Origin of the sequence: Amycolatopsis sp. NPDC049691, assembly GCF_040675005.1 — a bacterium.
Taxonomy (GTDB): domain Bacteria; phylum Actinomycetota; class Actinomycetes; order Mycobacteriales; family Pseudonocardiaceae; genus Amycolatopsis.
In genome coordinates, this window is record NZ_JBFANX010000003.1 from 38709 (window position 1) to 58064 (window position 19356).

The window sequence follows — 19356 nt, forward strand, 5'->3', positions numbered from 1 at the left end:
GGGGTAGGAACGGGTCATGGTGACGCTGGATCGGCTGGTGAACGTGCTCGGGGGCTACGGCGTCCGGCTGTGCTGCTGCCCGGTCTCCCGGGACGTCTCCCTGCGCGACGTGGTGATGCACGACCCGGACGAAGCCCGCGAGCCGCGTGGCGACGTCTACCTCGCGGTCGGCGCGGAATCCGTCGCGGCGGCGGTGGGGCTGGCGGCCGCCGCCCAGGCGTCCGTCGTCCTGGTGCGGGGGGCCGCGCCGCTGGAACCGGCGGTGACCGCGGCGGCGGAGGCCGGTGGTGTCGCGGTGCTCGTCGTCGAGCCGGAGGTGTCGTGGGGCGAGATCGCCGGCGTCGTCTACGGGTTGGTGCTCGAAGGGCGCGAGACCGAGTCGGGACGCGGGCCGACCGACCTGTTCGCCCTCGCCGACAGCCTCGCCGATGCGCTGGGCAGCACGGTGACCATCGAGGACCAGCTCTCCCGGGTCCTGGCCTATTCCAGCCTGCAGCACGGAGCCGACCAGGTCCGGCTGGAGACGATCCTGGGGCGGCGGGTGCCGGAGCGGGCTCGCGAGCTGTTCGACCGGCGAGGCGTGTTCGCCCACCTCGCCGAGTCCGACGAGCCGTTGTTCGTCGAGGCCGCGCCCGAGCACGGGCTGGCCGGGCGCATGGTGGTCGCGGTCCGCGCCGGCCGGGAGTCGCTGGGCTCGATCTGGGTCGAGTGCGACCGCCCCCTCGACGATGCCCGGCGGGCGGTGCTGCGGGACAGTGCGCGCACGGTCGGCCTGCACCTGCTGCGCTCGCGGGCGAGCGCGGATCTCGAGCGGCAGGTCGAGTCCGACCTGGTGATCCGGCTGCTGGAGGGGACGCCGGACGCGGCGTCGGTGCTCAGCCGGCTGGGGCTGCCGCCCGGGCGGTTCCGGGTGATCGCCCTGCAGGCCCACATCGCCGAGGAGCGGCACGCCGCGCTCCTGCTGGCGTTCGAGCGCGCCACGACGGGATTCGGCTGGTCGCGCCCGGGCCGCAGCACGTTGTTCAGCAACACCGTCTACACCATCCTGCCCGCGGAGGACGTCGCCGCGGCCCGGAAGTGGATCGACACCATGCGGGCCGCCCTGCCCGGTCAGGTGACGGTGGTCGCGGGGATCGGCGGCGCGGCGACCTTCGCCGAACTGCCGGCCAGCCGGCAGGAAGCCGACGAATGCGTCGCTCTCCACGATGCGCAGCCGGGCGGCGACGCCGCGATCGCCTACGACGAGTCCTGGGACGACATCCTGGTGCAGCGGTTGCGCGCCGCCGCGGCGGCCGGCCGCGCCCCGGCCCGGGGACCGATCGCCGACCTCGCGCGCCACGACGCGGAACACGGCACCAGCTACCTCGGCACGCTGCGGGCGTGGCTGGAGACCCAAGGCGACCTCGCGCAGGCCGCCGAGCGGCTGGGCGTGCACCCGAACACGATCCGCTACCGGCTGCGGAAGATGGCCGAGGTGACGACCCTGCAGCTCGACGTGCCCGCGAAGCGGCTCGCGATGATCATCGAGCTCGTCGTCGCCGACCCGCCGCATTGACCGGAAACGACAAGCGAGCCGACCGGGATTGTCCGGTTCGGACAACCACCGTCCTCCCGATCCGGGTCATCCTGGTCGTACCAGCACCACTCGCGCCACGGAGGACGTCATGCCCGAACTCGACCGGATCGACGGCGGCCCGCGCTCGGTGATCGTGATCGGCGCCGGCGTGGTCGGCCTGTCGGCGGCGTGGTTCCTGCAGGAGCGCGGCGTCCGCGTGACCGTGGTCGATCGCGCCGGCATCGCGGCCGGTGCGTCCTGGGGCAACGCCGGGTGGCTTTCGCCCGGGCTCGCCATCCCGCTCAACGAGCCGAGCGTGCTGCGCTACGGCCTGCGGACGCTGTTCGACCGGCAGGCTCCGCTGCACGTCCCCGCGACCCCGGACCCCGGGCTGTGGGCGTTCCTGGCCCGGTTCGCCGCGCACTGCACCGGCCGGTCCTGGACCCGCGCGGTCCGGGCCAACCTGCCGCTGAACGACGACTGCCTCGAAGCGTTCGACGTCCTCACCGCGAACGGCGTCGACGCTCCCACCGTCGACGCGCCCATCACGGCGGTGTTCGAGACCGCCCAGCACGCGGCCGGGCTGCTCGCGGAACTGCGGCGCATGGGCGAAGCCGGGCAGGAAATCGCCTACACCGGCCTGACCGCCACTGATCTCGCGAAGCAGTTCCCGCAGCTGAACGTCCCGGGCGGCGCCGGCGTCCGGCTCGACGGCCAGCGGTACGTCGACCCCGGCCGGTTCGCCGAATCGCTGGCGCGTGCGGTGGTCAGCCGGGGCGGCACCATCCGGCACCGCTTCGCCGTCACCTCCGTGCGCCCGCACCCGCACGCCGTCGCCGTGCGGTCGGCCGCCGGGCAGACGCTGTCCGCCCACGCCGCCGTCCTGGCGACGGGGGCGTGGCTGGGCGAGCTCGGCAAGCGGTTCGGGGTCACCGTCGGGGTGCGGGCCGGGCGCGGCTACTCCTTCACCGTCCCGACGGACCACCCCGTGCCGGGCCCGCTCTACCTCCCCGACATCCGGGTCGCGTGCACGCCGTACCGCGGCGGCCTCCGGGTCGCCGGGACGATGGAGTTCCGGAAACCGGACGCGCCGCTCGACGACGCGCGGGTCGAGGCGATCATCGCCTCGGCGCGCCCCTTCCTCACCGGCGTCCGGTGGGACGAGCGCACCGACGTCTGGGTCGGCTCCCGCCCGGTCACCTCCGACGGCCGCCCGGTGATCGGCGCGGCCGGCGCGCCGGGGTTGTTCGTCGCCGGCGGGCACGGCATGTGGGGGCTGACCCACGGCCCGGTCACCGGGCGCCTGCTCGCCGAGCACATCACCACCGGCAAGCAGCCCGAAGCCCTCCGCCCCTTCGATCCCCTGCGCTGAACCCGTGCACTCGAACGACGAAGCGGCGCTGACACCCGGCGAGCGCAGCGAACTGGTCCGGCTGCGCGCCGAAAACGCGCTGCTGCGCACCGAGAAGGACATCCTCCTCAAGGCGGCCACCGGGTTCGCCGTCGACGCGGGTGCCCTCCCGCCGGGTGCGCTCGGCGAGCCAGAGCCCCGCTGACCGACGCGGGCTCTCCGAAGTCCGTGGGGGCTGGGCCCCTCCCCCACTCCTCCAGCCCCCACGGACGCCCAGCTCGAACACCACCGGATAAGGAGAACAGCATGACCGCCTCGGTCCGTCCGTGGTTGACCCCCCACGCCCACCACAGCCTGCTCCGGGAGCGCGCCGACCTGGTGCGCACGGAGAACGCTTCCTGCGGCGACGATCCGGACGGCATCGTGCAGAAACGCCACCGCCAGGCGCGGATCCGGCAGATCGACGACATCCTGCGCGACGCCGTCGTCGGCGAAGATCCGCCCGACGACGGGATCGCCGAACCGGGCATGGTGCTCACCGTCCAGTACGACGACACCAACACCGCCGAAACCTTCCTGCTCGGCTCGCGCGACGAAACGGCACAGGACGACCTCGAGGTCTACTCACCGGACTCCCCGCTCGGCCGGGCCCTGGCCGGCGCCAAGCCGGGCGAGCAACGGACCTACCGGGTTCCCAGCGGCGCCACCGTGCGCGTCACCCTGATCGACGCGGAGCCCTACGGGCGGTTCCAGCGGCTCGCGCCGTAGGTGCCGCGTCAGGGTTTCCCGTGCCCGGCGTCGTCCGGGCGGAGCCACATGAGCCATGAAACCACGGCCACGACGGCGATCCCCAGCGCACTGGCCGGGGATCCCAGCAGGAGCAGGACAACGCCGAACGCGCACGCGGTGAACACGGTCAGAGCGAGCCGTACGCGACGCCCCAGCGCCCGACGAAGCGGGGCATCACGGAACGACCGTTCGAGGTCCGGGTCGTCCGCCAGCAGCCGATGTTGAAGTTCGCGCAACGTTTTCCGCTCGTGGAAGCTCAGCATGACGCACCTCCTGGACCTACCGGATATCTATCGTATCACGACATATCCGGCAGGCGACGGCACATATATCGTGTTACGACATATGTCGATCCCGCGGATGTGCCGGCTCGACGACGGCACCGCTGAGGAACGAGGGTGAGACGATGCGGCGCAGACGTTCGATCGTCGTCGGTGTGGACGGAACCGAGTCCGCCCGTGACGCTCTCGACTGGGCGGCCGCGGAAGCGGCCGTCCGTCGGCTGCCGTTGCGTGTCGTGCACGCCTACGCGGCGGTGCCGTCCTGGGCCGTGCTGGGTGAACTGCCGCAACCGTACGAGAACGTCGGTGTGCCCGATGTCGCGAGGTCGGTGACCGAGGAGGCGGTGCGACGCGCGCGACAGGTGGCTTCCGAGCTCGAGATCAGCACCCGGCTGCTGATCGGGGCCGGGGCACCCGCGCTGCTGGCCCAATCCGGCGACGCCGAGCTGCTCGTCCTGGGCAGCCGCGGGCCGGGCGGCGTGCGGGGCCTGTTCGGCGGGTCGGTCAGCTTCCGGGTCGCCAGGCACGCCGCATGCCCCGTCGTCGTGGTCCGCCCGATGCAGCCGACGACGCCCGGTCGCTCGGCCGCTCGCGTCGTGGTCGGTGTCGATGGGTCGCACCGCTCGGAGTGCGCCGTCGAATTCGCCGTGCGGGCCGCGGCCCAGCGTGGCGTGGGCGTCACCGCCGTCCACGCGTGGTCCCCGCGTGGCACGGCCGACCTCGCCGCGGTCACCGACGACTGGTCGCTGGCCGAAGCCGCCGAGTGGCGCACGTTGCAGCGCTTCTTCGCCCCGTGGCGGTCACGCCTGGCCGCCGCGCAGATCGAGCTCCGGCTCGTCCAGGGCCGCGCCCAGGACGTGCTGGTGGCCGAGTCCGCCGGCGCCGCCCTCCTCGTGGTCGGGACCCGCGGCCGCGGGAGTGTGCGGGCTGCTATCGCCGGCTCGGTGAGCCAGGCCGTCCTGCACCACGCGGGCTGCCCGGTCGCCGTCGTCCGGCGGTAGCGCGCGGGCGGCGTAGCTCTCGTCGAGCCGGCCGACCACGGCGACGTCCCGGAAGCCGGGTTGGCGGAGGAGCCCAGCACGACCTGCCGGTCCTCGCGCCCGGCGACCTCGCGGACACTCACCACGCTGCCCGGTGAGCTCGGCACCGTGATCAGTGGTTCCACTGTGGACAGATTCGTCTCGCCGGTGACGTCGTGGGTGGCGTCCGGGTCGGCGAGGATCTCGGCGAAGTCGTCCTCACGCCGTTCGGCACGCAGGAAGTCCCGGTCACCGGTGGGAGGACGGGGGAGTCCACCGGTGACCGGGAGGCGCCCCGCTCCTCACCGGGGCGCGATTCTGCGGGCGCTGCACCCGCAGGGGGTGTTGTCGACGGGCGGCCCTACTGGACCGGTCGCCCGCCGACGGGCACGGCATGGCCGTAGCTGGTGGGTGTCACCGGTTCCGGTGCCCCGGACGGCCTCGACCGGGCGTGGCCTGCCGAACCTGGGTCCATCGCCGGCTTCCTGGTCGGACATTTGTATCGTATCACGATATAGTTGTGGTCGGGCCGGTCGCCGCGAAAGTCCTGGGCGCACGTGGTCTCATGGAGTCATGACGACGAAGGACGAGCGCGTGGGATCGAAGCGGCTCACCAAGCAGGACTTCGAGGAGCTCGCGCGCTTCCGCTTCGGCATCCGGCGGTACCTGCGCTTCAGCGAGGAAACCGTGCGCCGCCACGGGCTCACGCCGCAGCACTACCAGCTGATGCTGGCGCTCAAGGGTTTCCCCGGCCGCGAATGGGCGACCATGCGCGAGCTCGCCGAGCGGCTGCAGCTGCGGCACCACAGCGTCGTCGAACTGGTCAACCGCGCCCAGAAGCAGGACCTGGTGGAGCGGGCGCCGGACCCCACCGACGCCCGCGCGGTGCGGGTCCAGCTGACCTCGGGCGGTCAACGGGCCCTCGCACAGCTGAGCGCGCTGCACCGCGACGAGCTCCGGCGCCTGGGCGCCGCGCTCACGCTGCCGATCTGGGACGAACCGTCGGACAACGGCCAGGGTGGTGAAGGATGACGGGACAGCTGCAGGTGCGAGTGCGGCGCGCGTACGACCAGCCGGCACCCGAGGACGGTGTCCGGGTTCTGGTGGACCGGCTCTGGCCGCGGGGAATCCGCAAGGACGCACTGGATCTGGACGACTGGAACAAGGACGTCGCACCGTCGGCCGAGCTCCGCGGGTGGTTCGGCCACGACCCGGAGAAGTTCGCCGAATTTTCCTCCCGGTACCGCGACGAGCTCGACACCGTCGCCGGCCGCGCGGCGCTCGACCGCCTCCGCGCCTTGCCACAAGGCAGGCCGCTCACCTTGATCACCGCGACCAAGGACGTGGAACACAGCCAAGCCGCGGTCTTGGCCGACCTGCTCCGGAAAGACCGATGACCACCCCGCCGCGCCCGTCCGGCGACGAACCGCCCGTCTCGGAGCCGCAGTCCGGCGGTGACCCGGTCTGCTGGCTGGCCCGCGTCTGCCCGGAATGCGGCCAGTTCGTCGAGGACCCCCGAGTCGACCCCGAGTCGCACTGCCCGACCTCCACCAGGTAGACCGCCTCACGGTTGGCGGCGGTCGGGCCCCGGGTAGCCGTTGCCGCCCTTGGCGACGGTGAGCAGCACGACCGAGTCCTCGAGCGCCGCGAGGGAATGTCGTGCCCGCGGCACGATCAGCAACTCCCCCGGCCGCCCCTCACCGCCGGTGGTTCCCGCGATGAGACGGACGCGGCCGTGCAGCACCAGCACGGTGGCCTCGCCGGGATTGTCGTGCTCGTCGAGCGAAAACCCGGCGGCCAGGGCGAGCAGGGTGTGCCGGAGGACCTGCCCGTGCCCGCCGTACACCGTGTGGGCGCTCCGCCCGCTCGAGGAGGCCCGGGCACCCGCCAGCTGCTGCTGGACGAGGTCGGTCAGGGACGACTTCTCCATCGATGTGCTCCCTGGTCGCGGCCGGGCTACCGACCTTATTTTTTACGAGTAGCCTAGTATTAAATAGAGTCGATGAGCGGAACGGAGCATCGGCGACGTCACCGCTCTCGTCGCCTCGTTGCCACGCCCGCCGATGTGGAGGTAGCTATGACCGACCGAGCCCGCATCGTGGTCGGCTTCGACGGTTCACCGTGCAGCATCCAGGCCACCAACTGGGCCGTGGCCCAGGCGACGCGCGACGGAAGCCAAGTCGTCCTGTGCCACGTCGGCCGTCACCGACGCCTGCCCGACAACGACGAGGACACCGTGGCCTCCGCGGCCGACCAGCTCCTCGCCCGCGGCGTCCGTCATGCTCGGACGCGGGCGCCCGGCGTGGACGTGGTGCCCGCGGCGGTGTCCGGCCATCCGGCACGCCGGCTCGTCGACACCGCGTCCGACGCCGCCTTGCTCGTGGTCGGCATGCGCGGAGCGGACGGACCGCACGAATTCCGCCTGGGCTCGGTCAGCGCCCGAACCGCGCGGCACGCACGCTGCACGGTCGTGATCGTCCCCGACCACCTCGGCGAAGACCGCCGGCGGCTGGTCGTGGCCGGGGTCGACGGCTCGTCGAGCTCACACCTCGCCCTCGCGTTCGCGTTCGACCAGGCCGCCCAGCGCCACGCCGAGCTGCGCGCCATCCACGTGTTCGACGCCGCCACGATCCAGATCATGGCGAACCTCCCGCAAGAGGATCTGCGCCGCCTCCACGTGAACGCGGCGGACACGCTGCACAGCCTGCTGTCGTCGCAAGCGCAGCACCACCCCGGCGTCCGAGTCAGCTCGGCCGTGCTCTCCGGCGCACCCGCCGCCACCCTGACGGCTGCCGCTGCCGACGCCGAGCTGCTCGTCCTGGGCTCGCGGGGCCACGGCGACGTCGCCACGCTGATGCTCGGATCGACCAGCCACACCGTGCTGCACAACGCGACCTGCCCGGTCGCCGTCGTCCGCGGCGAGCACCGAGCGGATCCGGCGAGCCCCGAGGAGAGCACCATGCCCGACGCACTGACCACCCTGACCGAGCGCGGAGTTTCCCTCTGGCTCGACGACCTCGGCCGCGACCGGCTGACCTCGGGCAGCCTGGCCGCCCTCGTCGCCCACGACCACGTGGTGGGGGTGACGACCAACCCCACCATCTTCGCCAAGGCGATCACCGGCGGCGCGGCCTATGACGACCAGGTGCGAAGCCTGGCTGTGCGCGGTGTCGACACCGGCGAAGCCCTGCGCGCGCTCACGACCCGCGATGTTCGCGACGCGTGCGACGTCCTGCGTCCGGTCTACGACGCCACCGGCGGGGTGGACGGGCGAGTCTCCATCGAGGTCGATCCGCGGCTCGCCCACGACACCGACGCGACGGTCGCCGAAGCCGAAGCCCTGTGGTGGGCCATCGACCGCCCGAACCTGTTCATCAAGATCGCCGCCACCCGCCAGGCGCTGCCGGCGATCACCACCTGCCTGGCCGAAGGCATCAGCGTCAACGTCACGCTGATCTTCTCCCTCGACCGCTACGACGCGGTGATGACCGCCTTCCTCGACGGCATGGAGCGGGCGCGCCACGCCGGCCACGACCTGTCCCTGATCGGTTCGGTGGCCTCGTTCTTCGTGTCCCGGGTGGACACCGAGGTCGACGCCCGCCTGGACAAGATCGGGACCGCGGCCGCGACACAGCTACGCGGCCGTGCGGCGATCGCCAACGCGCGACTGGCCTACCAGCACCACGAACGGGTGTTCTCCACACCGCGGTGGGAAGCACTCCGGGCAGCCGGGGCCAGGCCGCAGCGCCCCCTGTGGGCGTCGACCTCGGTCAAGGACCCCGCCTACTCCGACACCCGCTACGTCGTCGGCCTGGTCGCCCCCGGCGTGGTGAACACCATGCCCGAAGCCACCCTGCGCGCGGTCGCCGACCACGGCCGGGTGCCGGACGACTCGATCCGTGACCACTACGACGACGCCCAGCGCGTCCTCGACCGGCTGCAACAGGTCGGCGTCGACTACGACGACGTCGTCCGAACGCTCGAGGACAACGGAGTGGCGGCGTTCGCAGCCAGCTGGGACCAGCTGAGCGAACAGCTGGCCAAGACGATGCGCGCCCTGCGGCCGACGGCCGAACCCCTGGTTTACACGAATCCACGTCGACTAAAATGACCGGCATGCGTGAACGGCCGTTGACCGATGTCACCTCGAGTGCCGCTCTCGGCGAGAGCCGGGCCCGGGTGCTGGACCTGCTGCGCGCGGCGGACCAGCCGCTCGGCGTGCAGCAGGTCGCGGCGGCGACGAGCCTGCACGCGAACACGGCCCGCTTCCACCTGGACAACCTGGTCGAAGCCGGCTTGGCCGAGCGGCACGTCGAGGACCGCACCCAGCCCGGGCGGCCGCGGATGGTCTACCAGGCGACGGCGCTGGACTCCGCCGCCGGCCAGCGCAGTTACCAGCTGCTGGCGACGATGCTGACCACCTTGGTCGCCGGTGAACTCCCGCAGCCACGGCAGGCCGCCATCGCGGCGGGCCAGGAATGGGGCCGTTATCTGGCCGAGCGGCCGACGCCGTTCGAGCGCGTCGACGCCGAGGACGGGATCCGGCGCCTGTCGGCCGTGCTCGCCGACGCCGGCTTCGCACCCGGCACCGTGGAGGACGCCGAAAAGCCGGTCATCCCACTCCGGCACTGCCCGTTCCGCGAGATCGCGCAGCAGCACCGAGAGGTGGTGTGCTCGCTGCACCTCGGCCTGATGCAGGGCGTCCTGGCCGAGGTCCGCGCGCCGGTCACCGCGCAGCGGCTCGACCCCTTCGTCGAACCGTCCCTGTGCCTGGCTCACCTGACCGTGTCGAACTCCTGAACCTACGGGGCGGCCGGGCCGGGCTCGTCCGCGCTGGGCACGGTGCGCCCGGTGAAGGTGATGTGGTTCTCGGCGCGCAGCCGCTCGATCATGTGCGGGTAGTGCAGTTCGAAGGCCGGGCGTTCGGAACGGATGCGCGGCAGTTCGGTGAAGTTGTGCCGCGGCGGCGGGCACGTGGTGGCCCACTCCAGTGAGTTGCCGTAGCCCCAGGGGTCGTCGACCTCGGCGGCTTCGCCGTAGCGGAAGCTGCGCAGGACGTTGTAGACGAACGGCAGCACCGAGGCCCCCAGCACATAGGAACTGATGGTGGACAAGGTGTTCAGCGTGGTGAAGCCGTCGGTGGACAGGTAATCGGCGTAGCGCCGCGGCATGCCTTCGTTGCCCAGCCAGTGCTGGACCAGGAAAGTGCCGTGGAAGCCGAGGAACGTGGTCCAGAAGTGCCACTTGCCCAGGTTCTCGTCGAGCATCCGGCCGGTCATCTTGGGGAACCAGAAGTAGATGCCGGCGTAGGTGGCGAACACGATGGTGCCGAACAGCACGTAGTGGAAGTGGGCGACGACGAAGTAGGTGTCGGTGACGTGGAAGTCGATGGCCGGTGACGCGAGCATCACCCCGGTCAGGCCGCCGAAGAGGAAGGTCACCATGAACCCGACGCTGAACAGCATCGGTGTTTCGAAGCTCAGCCGGCCTTTCCACATGGTGCCGAGCCAGTTGAAGAACTTGATCCCGGTCGGGACGGCGATGAGGAAGCTCATCAGGGCGAAGAACGGCAGCAGCACCGCGCCGGTGGCGTACATGTGGTGCGCCCACACGGCCATCGACAGTCCGCCGATGGCCAGCGTCGCGAAGATCATTCCTTTGTAGCCGTACAAGGGTTTCCGGCTGAACACCGGGACGATTTCGGTGACGATGCCGAAGAACGGCAGTGCCACGATGTAGACCTCGGGGTGGCCGAAGAACCAGAACAGGTGCTGCCAGAGGATCGCGCCGCCGGTCTCCGGGTCGAACACGTGGGCACCGAGCCGACGATCGGCGAGCAGCCCGAACAGCGCCGCGGTCAGGATCGGGAAGACGACCAGGATCAGGATGCTGGTGATCAGGATGTTCCAGGTGAAGATCGGCATCCGGAACATCGTCATACCCGGGGCCCGCAGGCAGACCACGGTCGTGACCATGTTGACCGCGCCGAGGATCGTGCCCAGCCCGCTGACGACGAGGCCGGTGATCCACAGGTCCGCGCCGACGCCCGGCGAGTGGAGGGCGTCCGAGAGCGGGGTGTAGGCGAACCAGCCGAAGTCGGCGGCGCCACCCGGGGTCAGGAAGCCGGACAGCACGATCAGGCCGCCGAAGAGGTACAGCCAGTAGGAGAAGGCGTTGAGCCGGGGGAACGCCACATCCGGTGCGCCGATCTGGAGCGGCAGGACGTAGTTGGCGAAGCCGAACACGATCGGGGTGGCGTACAGCAGCAGCATGATCGTGCCGTGCATGGTGAACAGCTGGTTGTACTGCTCCTGCGACAGGAACTGCAGGCCCGGCCGGGCGAGTTCCGTGCGGAGCAGCATGGCCATCACCCCGCCCACCATGAAGAACCCGAACGACGTGACCAGGTACATGATCCCGATCTGCTTCGGATCCGTCGTACGCAGCAACCGAAGCAGCGCGGACCCCTTCACCGCCGGCCGCACCGGATGGGCGCGCGTCTCGATCGGGCCTCGCGTCGTCGTCACTGCCAACTCCGTCCCACGACTTCGTCTCGCCGGCCCCGCTGCCCGAACGACAGGACAGGTCGCCAACCGGCGATCATTTATACAAGTGAGCATAGTGTAAAAAGGCGCGCACAGGTACCTGCCGGCCGGAGTTCAGTCGTTGCTCGGCGGCCGGGCCGCGGCCGGTGTCGAGATGAACGCGGACCTTCGCCTCGCTAGGCTGAGTAACCCGAAAAGGAGGGCGAAGGGGGCCGCTCGTGAACGATCAACCCGACCACTCGGACACGAGGTTGGGCGCGACGCGGAACCCGATGTCGAGTCCACTTTGGCCGCCATCGTGAAGGCCGCGATCGACCACGTCGACGGCGCCGAGCTCGCCGGGATCTCCCTCGTGGAACGCGGGCGCGCCATCCGGACCGTCGCCCCGACCGACGAGGTCGTCAGGGCGATCGACGAGGTCCAGTACCGCACCGGCCAGGGGCCGTGCCTGGACGCCATCGCCGAGCACCAGGTCTACAGCACCGGCGACCTCACCGCCGAAGACCGCTGGGAGGACTTCGCCACCGCGGCCGCCGAGTTCGGCGTGCCCTCGATGCTGTCCTACCGGCTGTTCGTCACCGGCACCACCCTCGGCGCGCTGAACCTCTACTCCCGAGCCCACGACGCCTTCAGCCACCAGACCCGGGAGGACGGCAGGCTGTTCGCCACGCACGCGGCCATCGCGCTGGTCGGCGCCCAGACGCATGGCCAAGGGCATCCTGATGCAACGCCACGACCTTGACGCCGTCGCGGCGTTCCGGATGCTCGTGGAAAGCTCGCAGAACGCCAACATGAAGCTGCACCAGGTCGCCGCGTTGCCGGGCGCGGACGACGGGCGCCGCATGCTCGCGACCCGCCGAAGGGGTCGCGAGCACGCGGTCCGTCACCGGCCCACGGTCACCGAACCGGTGAGCGTCCCGAACCGCACGATGTGGGTTCCCCGCGGCAGGTCGCGCACCTCGAACGAGACGCGGGTGGTCTGGTCCTTCCGGACCGGCACCGCGCGCTCGCCGGCGACGGCGCCGTCGATCCACAGCACCGCCTGGTACGTGCCCGCGATTTCGCCGACGTCCTTCACCGACGCGCTTACCCGCACGGGCGATCGACCGGGGCCGCCGTCGACGTGCAGGTCCGCCACCGCGAACCGCGGCTCCGGGCCGGGTGCCCGGTCGTGGACGAAGATGTCCGAGCGGCCGTTCGTGTCGTCGTCGACGAGGTTCGTCGCCTCGCTTTCGAACGCGATGTACTTGCCGTCGGTGCTGATGGACGGGAAGTCGCTGTAGCTGTCGCCCAGCCGGCCGCCTGCCCCGCCGGACACCTTGGCCGTCGTCCGCGCCCGCAGGTCGCGCACGAACACGTCCGACAAGCCGTCGTCACCGGGCACGAGGTTGGCCGCGAAGCTGAAGAACGCGACGAAGTTCCCGTCACCGCTGATCCGCGGGCTCGCCGTGTACGCGTCCGCGCCGCCGGTGCCGCTCGCCGCCTGCGACACCAGGGTGTTCGCGTGCGTCTGCCGGTCGTACACGTAGACCTGCGGCGGCGCGTCGGCGCCGCTGCTCGCGTAGGCCACCTTCCGGCCGTCCGCGCTGATCGACGGCTGGGTCACCTCCACCCCGGCCGGCGCCGGGATCACCTCCGTCGTCCCGGCCTGCCGGTCGCGCACGAATACGTCGCGGTGGTCGTTGCCGGTGCCGGGCACCAGGTTCTCCGCCCCGCTTTCGAACGCGACGAACCGGCCGTCGGCGCTCACGCTCGGCTCCAGCGAATCGCCGTCCGCCTGCACCCCGGCGGCCCCCACCGAGACGCGCTCGGTCGTCCCGGCCACCCGGTCGCGCAGGAAGACGTCCTGCCTGCCGTTCGTGTCCCCCGGCACCAGGTTGGTCGCCTGGCTGAGGAACACCGCGTACCGGCCGTCGGCGCTGAACACCGGCTGCCCGGACAGGCCGTCGGCCTGCCGCTCGTCGGAGGACACCGAGATCAGCTCGGTCCGGCCGGTCCGCCGATCGCGCGCGAACGAGTCCGGTGTTCCGTTGACGTCGCCGGGCACGAGGTTGGTCGCGCCGCTGAGGAACCCGACGTACCGGCCGTCCGGGCTGATCGTCGGGCTGATCGCCCAGGCGTTCGCCCCCGTGCCGTCCGCCGCGGCCGAGATCCGCTCGATCGCGCCGGTGCGGTTGTCCCTGGCGAAGATGTCCATGTCGTCGTTCGCCTCGCCGGGCGCGATCTCCGACGCCGTGCTGGCGAACGCGACCACACCGCCGTCGCCGCTCATCGCGGGCCAGAAGCTGTCGGCGCGGATCTGCCCGCCGTCGCGGGTCACCGAAACCCGCTGCGTCGCCGGCGGCCGCGGCAGCGCGAAGTCGGCCGTGGCGGGCCACCACGGGTTCACGGTGACCTGGCGGGGGTTCGCGGCCGAAATCCCGGCCGCCGACGCCACCACCCGGTAAGTGCCCTCCGGCACGTCCTTGATCGTGTAGCGGCCGGAGCCGTCGGAAACGGCGGTCAGCTCGTCGAGCACGTCCGCCACCCGCACGGTCGCGCCGGGCACGGTCGAACCCGTCGGGCCGTAGGTGACGCGGCCGGTGAGCACACCCCGCGGCGTCGGCTGCAGCGCGACTCGCAGGTCGGTCGGCTTCCCGTCGGTCACCACGGCCCGCACGCGCTGGTCGCGGTACCCGAAACGGGACAGCGTCAGGTCGTAGGTGCCCGCGGGCACCCGGATCTTGAAGTGCCCGTCGGCGTCACTGGTGTAGGACCGGCCGGTCGACGCCACGGTGATCTTCGTGTCCCGCAGCGGGTTCCGGGACTTGTCCGCGGTGACCGTCCCGGTGATGCCGCTCGCGAGGCGCGCTTCGGCGACGGCGGCGGCCGCGTCGATCCGGCCCGCGCCGAAGCGGGTGTTCGGCCGGGCGCCGTAGCGGGTGTCGAAGAACGACGTCCCGGTCAGGATGTCCAGCGTCTCGTCGGGAGTCAGGCGCGGGTTCGCCTGCAGCATCAGCGCGACGGTACCCGCGACGTGCGGGGTCGCCATCGAGGTGCCGCTCAGCAGGCCGTACTCGCCGCCGGGCAGCGACGACAGGACGTCGAGACCGGGGGCGGACAGGTCCGGCACGACGTAGCTGTCCGGCCAGTTCGCCGGGGCGTCGGCCCAGTCCTGCTTCCGCACGACCCCGCCGCACGAAAAGTCCGGGACGTTGTCGTCGACGTCGGTCGCGCCGACCCCGGTCGCCTCGAACACGTTGCCCGGTGCCGCCGAACCGCCCGCCACGCAGTCGTTGCCGATGGCGAAGGCCGGGAACGCGCCAGCCAGGTAGATGTTGCGGGCGGGCTCGACCATTTCGCTGCTGTAGCCCTCTTCGCCGAGCGACATGCTCACGACGTTCGCGGGCTTGCCCGCCGGCTTGCCGTCGGCGTCGTAGGGCGCGATCGCCCACTGCATGCCGGCGATCACCTGCGCGAGCGTGCCGGTGCCGCCCGGGATGACCAGCCCCGCCATCAGCTCCGCGCCGGGGGCGACGCCGATCTGCGTGCCGGAGCTGTGCCCGCCCGCGATGGTGCCCGCCACGTGGGTGCCGTGGTAGGAGCTGTCGTGCGGGGTGGAGTGCACCGGCGAGCCGTCGGCGGCGAACTCGAGCCAGCCGCCCGGGTGCTCCGGGTTCGCCGGATCGGCGCTGACGAGCTTGCCCGCGAGGTCGGGGTGCTCGGTGTCGATGCCGGTGTCGAGGATCGCCACCCGCACCCCGGCGCCGGTGCCGCCGTCCCGCTGCACCCGGTCGGCGCCGATCTTCGACACCCCCCACGCGACGGCGGCTTCGGTCTTGGCCTGCTTCCGTTGCGGCTCGGTCGGCGTCTTCAGGGTGAAGTTGGGGATGACGCGGTCGACCAGCGGCAGCGCGGCGACCGCGGTCAGGGTCTCCGGGCTGGCGCGGACGAGCACCATGTTCTTGAGCCAGAACGTGGTCACGACCTGGTCGTGGCGGGCGCCGACGAGGTCGACGACCGGAGCCTGCATGGCCCGCGCCGAGTCGGTGAGCGCCTGGCGCGCCGCGTCCGGGGCGGCCGGCCGCAGACCGCGGTCCTTCAAGACGACGACCGCCTCGAACTTCGCATCCGCGCCGTTTCGGGCACCGGCCATCCGGTCGCGCAGCTCCTGGGCGATCTTCGCGTCGGCGGCCGCGGGTGGCGGATCGGTGGCGGCCACCGCCGGCACGGCACCGAGGGACCCGGCGGCGACGAGCACCGCGAGCACCAGGTACCGGCCACGGGTCCGCAAGGCGGACAGGGACATGGGGAGACTCCTTCGTTCCGTCAGGTCGCGGCGGACAAGCGAGACGGCGCGCCCCGTGTGAGGTTGCGCGCCGTCGACTTCCAAACGGTGCAGGAATGATCACCGCGTGACAAGCTCACCAAGGCGGCGGATTCCGGTCACGTGTCGGAAACCCGACACGGAGAGGACGGGCAGTGCTGGAGCCCATCGGCGTGAGCGGCGAGGACGAAGCGACGTACAACGCCCTCGTCCGACGCACCCAGGCGACCGCCCCCGAACTGGCCCAGGACACGCACCGCTCCCTGCCCGCGACCCGGCGGGCGTTGCGGGCGCTCGTCGAGTCCGGCCTGGCGACCCGCTCGGCCGGGCGCCCGACCCGGTACGTCGTCGTCCCGCCGGACCGGGCCATCGAGGCGGTCCTGCGCGAACGCGAGGCCGCGCTGCGCGACACGCGCCGCCACATCGGCGCGCTGATGGAGACCTACCGGGCGAGCACCCGGTTCGCGCACCCGGGCGAGCTGGTCGAGGTGATCTCCGGGCGCGACGAGGTCAACGAACGCTGGACGCGGATGCAGCAGGACATCCGGGTGCAGATGCGCGGGTTCGACCGGCCGCCGTACGCGGCCCCGCAGGGGCACGGCGAGCCCAACCACGTGGAGCTGGCGCTGCTCGAACGCGGGGTCCGGTACCGGGTGGTCTACGACAAGAGCGCCGTCGAGCTGCCGGGCCTGCTCGACGACATCGAGCTGGGCGTGCGGCACGGCGAGCAGGCGCGGATCGCGGGCGACGTCCCGATGAAGCTGGCCATCGCCGACGACCGGCTCGCGATCATCCCGCTGATGCGCCCGGGCGACCCGGCACTGACCGCGTCGTACCTCATCCACCCGTCTCCCCTGCTGGACGCGCTGATCGCGCTGTTCGAGTCGGTGTGGACGCGGAGCGTCCCGGTCCGGTTCGGTGCCACCGACCCCGGCGAGCTGTCCGCGGACGAGTCGAAACTGCTGGCACTGCTGGCTTCCGGGGTGACCGACAAGGCCGTCGGCCGGGCGCTCGGCTGGAGCGAGCGGACGGTGCAGCGCCACGTGACCAAGCTGATGCGGCGAACGGGGGCCCGGACGCGCTTCCAGATCGCCATGGAAGCCACCCGCCGCGGCTGGATCTGAGCCGCCGGCCCGCTCCGGTCGGCGAGATACGCTTCGGGCGATATCGCTCGGCGGTGCCGGAAGGGGGATCCCATGCAGCTCGCGTCAGCGGTCGTGTCCGTGGCCGCGCTGATTGTCGCGTGCGTTTCGTTGTGGCGCACCCACCTGGCGACGTTCTCGCCGCGCCTGGCGGTCGGCCGGCTGTCTCTGTTCGCGGATCAGACCACGCTTGATCGCGAGTGGTGGTACGTGCCGCGCGTCGTGGTCGCCGTGAACGTCACCAACGCCGGCGCTCGCGCCGGGGTGATCACCGACGCGCGGGTCGTTGCACGCTACCCGGACCACCCAGTGGCCGACGCGCACGAGATCTTCGGGCTCAATGGCGAATTGGATCCTGCCAAGTACCACACGTTGAAGTCCCACAAGGACTTGTTCCGCGAGGCCTACCGTGGCGACGGCACCCCGTTCGTCGTTCTCGCCAAAGAAACCGTGGGCAAACTGCTGCTGTTCGGCACCCGCTGGGACCACGAGGCCCGGCTCGATCACGTCCGGTGGGAACTCCAGCTGCGCGTGAACGGCGGGAACTGGCGCACTGTCCAACGCTGGACCCAGCGACACCACGGCAGCGACGATTTCGTGTGGCGCGAGCTTCGCAACGGCTCATCGTTCAGTTACGAGCCCGACGACCCGAAGCCATCACAGGTCACCAGGCACCCTGACGACCTGCACGACCCCAAGCACTGGACGTGATACATCGCCGATCAGGGGAACGACGGCAGGACTTCCCTGGCGAACAACCGGATCTGCGCCCGCATCTCCTCGACCGTGTTGCCGACGAACAGCAACGCCGTCAGGTGTTCGACGCCCGCCCGTGCGTAGGCCTCGACCTTGGCGCACACCTCGTCCGGGGTGCCGATCAGGTTCAGGTCGAAGTACGCGTCCTGGTCGACGCCCTTGGTCATCGTCTTCGCCAGCGACTTCCGGAACAGGTCGAACGAGGAGTTCCGGAACGTCTCGCGCGCCGCTTCCCGGGTCGGGCCCAGGCAGACGACCGACTGCAGGGCCGTCGTGATCGCGGCCGGGTCGCGGCCCGCCGCGCGGGCGTACTCGGCCAGCTTCGCGCGCCCCGCGGCGATGCCCGAAGGACTCAGCTTCGCCGGCAGCCAGCCGTCACACAGCGAGGCCGCCCGCCGCAGCGAACCTTCCGCGTTGCCGCCCGAGTAGAGCGGTAGGGGTGCCTGGACCGGCTTGGGGAACGACTCGACGTTCTCGAAGTGGACGTATTCGCCGTGATAGGAAGCGTTCCGCTCCGTCCACAAGAGACGCAGGGCTTCGATCCGCTCGCGCGTCAGCCGGGCCCGGTCGGCGTGCCGCAGGCCGGGCACGACGGCTTCGAACTCGTCCCGGTAGCCGCCGACCGCGACGCCCAGCGTGACGCGGCCGCCGCTGAGCTGGTCGAGCGTCGCCACCTGCTTCGCCAGCAGCACCGGGTCCCGCAGCGTCAGCACCAGGATGCCGGTGGTCAGCCGCAGCACCGACGTCTTCGCCGCGACCTGCGCCAGCACGAGCAGGGGTTCGTAGAGATCCGGCGGGTTGGGCCAGGCGCGCCGGACGAAGTCCATTGTGGACAGGTGGTCGTTGCCGCCGGCGTCGTGGTAGCCGAGTTGCTCGGCCTCGATCGCGAGGTCCACCAGGTCTCGCGGGGTCGCGAACGGGACCGGGTGCATCATCCCGGACGTGGCGGTCGGGAGTTCGATTCCGAATTTCACCGCGGCTCCTCTCCCCAAACTTTCGCTACGCTACCGTAGCGTAGCGAAGTTGCTAGACTGCCCGCAAGGAGGTCTTCGGTGACGGATCCACGGGTGGCCCGCTCGCGGCGCGCGATCCTCGACGCGGCCGTCGAGCTGCTGGTCGAGCAGGGTTTCGCGGGCACGACGGTCGAGGCGATCGCGGCGCGGTCCGGCGCGGCGAAGACGACGATCTACCGGCAGTGGCCCGACAAGCACGCGGTACTGCGGGCGGCCGTCGAGTCGATCGTGCCGGCCGCCGCGCCGTCGGACACCGGCAGCCTGCACGGCGACCTCGTCACCTTCGCCCGCGACCTCGACCGCATCCTGCACACCGCGCCGACCTCGGCGCTCATCCCCGGGCTGCTCGACGCCGCCGAGCGCGACCCGGGCCTGGCGAAGGTGCTCGCCGCATTCACCGCCCGGCGCCGGAAACCCGTCCACGACGCGGTCGCGCGGGCCATCGCCCGCGGGGAAGCCGCCGCGAACACCGACCCGGAGTTCGTCGCGGACCTCTTCCTCGGCCCGCTGTTCTACCGCCGGTTGCTGTCCAGAGAGCCCCTCGACGACGCGTTCGTCGAGCGCGTCGTCGAGGTCACCCTCGCCAGTACTCGCTGAGC

19 protein-coding genes and 1 pseudogene are annotated in these 19356 nt (G+C 71.5%); 15 read left to right on the forward strand and 5 right to left on the reverse strand.

What is annotated here, in order from left to right:
• Positions 1-16 precede the first annotated feature (16 nt).
• The 4 genes from AB0J40_RS07280 to AB0J40_RS07295 all read left to right on the forward strand — a co-directional run bounded on the left by AB0J40_RS07280 (position 17) and on the right by AB0J40_RS07295 (position 3674).
• Entirely contained in the window at positions 17-1555 is a 1539-nt protein-coding gene (locus AB0J40_RS07280) for a helix-turn-helix domain-containing protein (RefSeq protein WP_364448842.1), read from the forward strand.
• Between the two features lie 109 nt (positions 1556-1664).
• Positions 1665-2927: an FAD-dependent oxidoreductase gene (locus tag AB0J40_RS07285; RefSeq protein ID WP_364448844.1), complete on the forward strand. Its 1263-nt coding sequence runs from the start codon at positions 1665-1667 to the stop codon at positions 2925-2927.
• Between the two features lie 4 nt (positions 2928-2931).
• On the forward strand, positions 2932-3111 hold the full coding sequence (locus AB0J40_RS07290) for a hypothetical protein (protein WP_364448845.1): 180 nt from the start codon (positions 2932-2934) through the stop codon (positions 3109-3111).
• A gap of 101 nt (positions 3112-3212) precedes the next feature.
• Positions 3213-3674: a GreA/GreB family elongation factor gene (locus AB0J40_RS07295; protein WP_364448846.1), complete on the forward strand. Its 462-nt coding sequence runs from the start codon at positions 3213-3215 to the stop codon at positions 3672-3674.
• Positions 3675-3682: 8 nt separating this feature from the next.
• On the opposite strand, the gene AB0J40_RS07300 is transcribed toward AB0J40_RS07295, so the two are convergent.
• Entirely contained in the window at positions 3683-3958 is a 276-nt protein-coding gene (locus AB0J40_RS07300) for a DUF3040 domain-containing protein (protein ID WP_364448848.1), read from the reverse strand.
• 143 nt (positions 3959-4101) lie between these two features.
• Here AB0J40_RS07300 and AB0J40_RS07305 point away from each other — a divergent pair, with 143 nt between their 5' ends.
• The 4 genes from AB0J40_RS07305 to AB0J40_RS07320 all read left to right on the forward strand — a co-directional run bounded on the left by AB0J40_RS07305 (position 4102) and on the right by AB0J40_RS07320 (position 6553).
• Entirely contained in the window at positions 4102-4977 is an 876-nt protein-coding gene (locus AB0J40_RS07305; RefSeq protein ID WP_364448851.1) for a universal stress protein, read from the forward strand.
• A gap of 591 nt (positions 4978-5568) precedes the next feature.
• Positions 5569-6027, forward strand: a complete 459-nt coding sequence (locus tag AB0J40_RS07310; protein WP_364448853.1) for a helix-turn-helix domain-containing protein — start codon at positions 5569-5571, stop codon at positions 6025-6027.
• The gene (locus tag AB0J40_RS07315) at positions 6024-6392 is read left to right on the forward strand and encodes a DUF488 family protein (protein ID WP_364448855.1); all 369 of its coding nucleotides are present in this window, start codon (positions 6024-6026) and stop codon (positions 6390-6392) included. Before AB0J40_RS07310 ends, AB0J40_RS07315 begins: the two co-directional genes overlap by 4 nt.
• Positions 6389-6553, forward strand: coding sequence for a hypothetical protein (locus AB0J40_RS07320; protein ID WP_364448856.1), 165 nt, complete (start codon positions 6389-6391; stop codon positions 6551-6553). The genes AB0J40_RS07315 and AB0J40_RS07320 overlap by 4 nt, the downstream gene beginning before the upstream one ends.
• Before the next feature lie 6 nt (positions 6554-6559).
• Here the strand turns inward: AB0J40_RS07320 and AB0J40_RS07325 are convergent, their stop codons facing one another.
• Complete coding sequence (locus AB0J40_RS07325) at positions 6560-6925, reverse strand: cupin domain-containing protein (RefSeq protein WP_364448857.1); 366 nt, start codon at positions 6923-6925, stop codon at positions 6560-6562.
• Between the two features lie 147 nt (positions 6926-7072).
• On the opposite strand from AB0J40_RS07325, the pseudogene AB0J40_RS07330 reads away from it, so the two are divergent.
• The 3 genes and pseudogenes from AB0J40_RS07330 to AB0J40_RS07340 all read left to right on the forward strand — a co-directional run.
• Positions 7073-7900 (forward strand): annotated as a pseudogene (locus tag AB0J40_RS07330) (universal stress protein); the annotation flags it as partial.
• Between the two features lie 54 nt (positions 7901-7954).
• Positions 7955-9106: a transaldolase gene (tal, locus tag AB0J40_RS07335; RefSeq protein ID WP_364450035.1), complete on the forward strand. Its 1152-nt coding sequence runs from the start codon at positions 7955-7957 to the stop codon at positions 9104-9106.
• 5 nt (positions 9107-9111) lie between these two features.
• Positions 9112-9795, forward strand: a complete 684-nt coding sequence (locus AB0J40_RS07340; protein WP_364448859.1) for a helix-turn-helix domain-containing protein — start codon at positions 9112-9114, stop codon at positions 9793-9795.
• 2 nt (positions 9796-9797) lie between these two features.
• Here AB0J40_RS07340 and ctaD read toward each other — a convergent pair whose 3' ends face one another.
• Entirely contained in the window at positions 9798-11522 is a 1725-nt protein-coding gene (gene ctaD / locus AB0J40_RS07345; RefSeq protein ID WP_364448862.1) for a cytochrome c oxidase subunit I, read from the reverse strand.
• 304 nt (positions 11523-11826) lie between these two features.
• On the opposite strand from ctaD, the gene AB0J40_RS07350 reads away from it, so the two are divergent.
• Positions 11827-12282 carry a GAF domain-containing protein gene (locus tag AB0J40_RS07350; RefSeq protein WP_364448865.1) on the forward strand — a complete coding sequence of 152 codons (456 nt, stop codon included), beginning with the start codon at positions 11827-11829 and terminating at the stop codon, positions 12280-12282.
• A gap of 141 nt (positions 12283-12423) precedes the next feature.
• On the opposite strand, the gene AB0J40_RS07355 is transcribed toward AB0J40_RS07350, so the two are convergent.
• Positions 12424-15828, reverse strand: coding sequence for a S8 family serine peptidase (locus AB0J40_RS07355; RefSeq protein WP_364448868.1), 3405 nt, complete (start codon positions 15826-15828; stop codon positions 12424-12426).
• Positions 15829-16001: 173 nt separating this feature from the next.
• Here AB0J40_RS07355 and AB0J40_RS07360 point away from each other — a divergent pair, with 173 nt between their 5' ends.
• On the forward strand, positions 16002-16970 hold the full coding sequence (locus tag AB0J40_RS07360; protein WP_364448870.1) for a helix-turn-helix domain-containing protein: 969 nt from the start codon (positions 16002-16004) through the stop codon (positions 16968-16970).
• 72 nt (positions 16971-17042) lie between these two features.
• Positions 17043-17699 (forward strand): hypothetical protein, encoded by a 657-nt coding sequence (locus tag AB0J40_RS07365; protein ID WP_364448873.1) that lies wholly within the window; start codon positions 17043-17045, stop codon positions 17697-17699.
• Between the two features lie 11 nt (positions 17700-17710).
• Here the strand turns inward: AB0J40_RS07365 and AB0J40_RS07370 are convergent, their stop codons facing one another.
• Positions 17711-18718 carry an LLM class flavin-dependent oxidoreductase gene (locus AB0J40_RS07370; protein ID WP_364448875.1) on the reverse strand — a complete coding sequence of 336 codons (1008 nt, stop codon included), beginning with the start codon at positions 18716-18718 and terminating at the stop codon, positions 17711-17713.
• A gap of 78 nt (positions 18719-18796) precedes the next feature.
• On the opposite strand from AB0J40_RS07370, the gene AB0J40_RS07375 reads away from it, so the two are divergent.
• Positions 18797-19354: a TetR/AcrR family transcriptional regulator gene (locus tag AB0J40_RS07375; RefSeq protein WP_364448877.1), complete on the forward strand. Its 558-nt coding sequence runs from the start codon at positions 18797-18799 to the stop codon at positions 19352-19354.
• Positions 19355-19356: the final 2 nt, after the last annotated feature.

Bases quoted from the DNA above. Each gene is read 5' to 3' on its own strand.
- AB0J40_RS07295 (WP_364448846.1), top strand. From the start codon at position 3,213: ATGACCGCCTCGGTCCGTCCGTGGTTGACCCCCCACGCCCACCACAGC.
- tal (WP_364450035.1), top strand. From the start codon at position 7,955: ATGCCCGACGCACTGACCACCCTGACCGAGCGCGGAGTTTCCCTCTGG.
- AB0J40_RS07280 (WP_364448842.1), top strand. From the start codon at position 17: ATGGTGACGCTGGATCGGCTGGTGAACGTGCTCGGGGGCTACGGCGTC.
- AB0J40_RS07310 (WP_364448853.1), top strand. From the start codon at position 5,569: ATGACGACGAAGGACGAGCGCGTGGGATCGAAGCGGCTCACCAAGCAG.
- AB0J40_RS07340 (WP_364448859.1), top strand. From the start codon at position 9,112: ATGCGTGAACGGCCGTTGACCGATGTCACCTCGAGTGCCGCTCTCGGC.
- AB0J40_RS07355 (WP_364448868.1), bottom strand. From the start codon at position 15,828: ATGTCCCTGTCCGCCTTGCGGACCCGTGGCCGGTACCTGGTGCTCGCG.
- AB0J40_RS07325 (WP_364448857.1), bottom strand. From the start codon at position 6,925: ATGGAGAAGTCGTCCCTGACCGACCTCGTCCAGCAGCAGCTGGCGGGT.
- AB0J40_RS07320 (WP_364448856.1), top strand. From the start codon at position 6,389: ATGACCACCCCGCCGCGCCCGTCCGGCGACGAACCGCCCGTCTCGGAG.
- AB0J40_RS07285 (WP_364448844.1), top strand. From the start codon at position 1,665: ATGCCCGAACTCGACCGGATCGACGGCGGCCCGCGCTCGGTGATCGTG.
- AB0J40_RS07365 (WP_364448873.1), top strand. From the start codon at position 17,043: ATGCAGCTCGCGTCAGCGGTCGTGTCCGTGGCCGCGCTGATTGTCGCG.
- AB0J40_RS07315 (WP_364448855.1), top strand. From the start codon at position 6,024: ATGACGGGACAGCTGCAGGTGCGAGTGCGGCGCGCGTACGACCAGCCG.
- AB0J40_RS07300 (WP_364448848.1), bottom strand. From the start codon at position 3,958: ATGCTGAGCTTCCACGAGCGGAAAACGTTGCGCGAACTTCAACATCGG.
- AB0J40_RS07305 (WP_364448851.1), top strand. From the start codon at position 4,102: ATGCGGCGCAGACGTTCGATCGTCGTCGGTGTGGACGGAACCGAGTCC.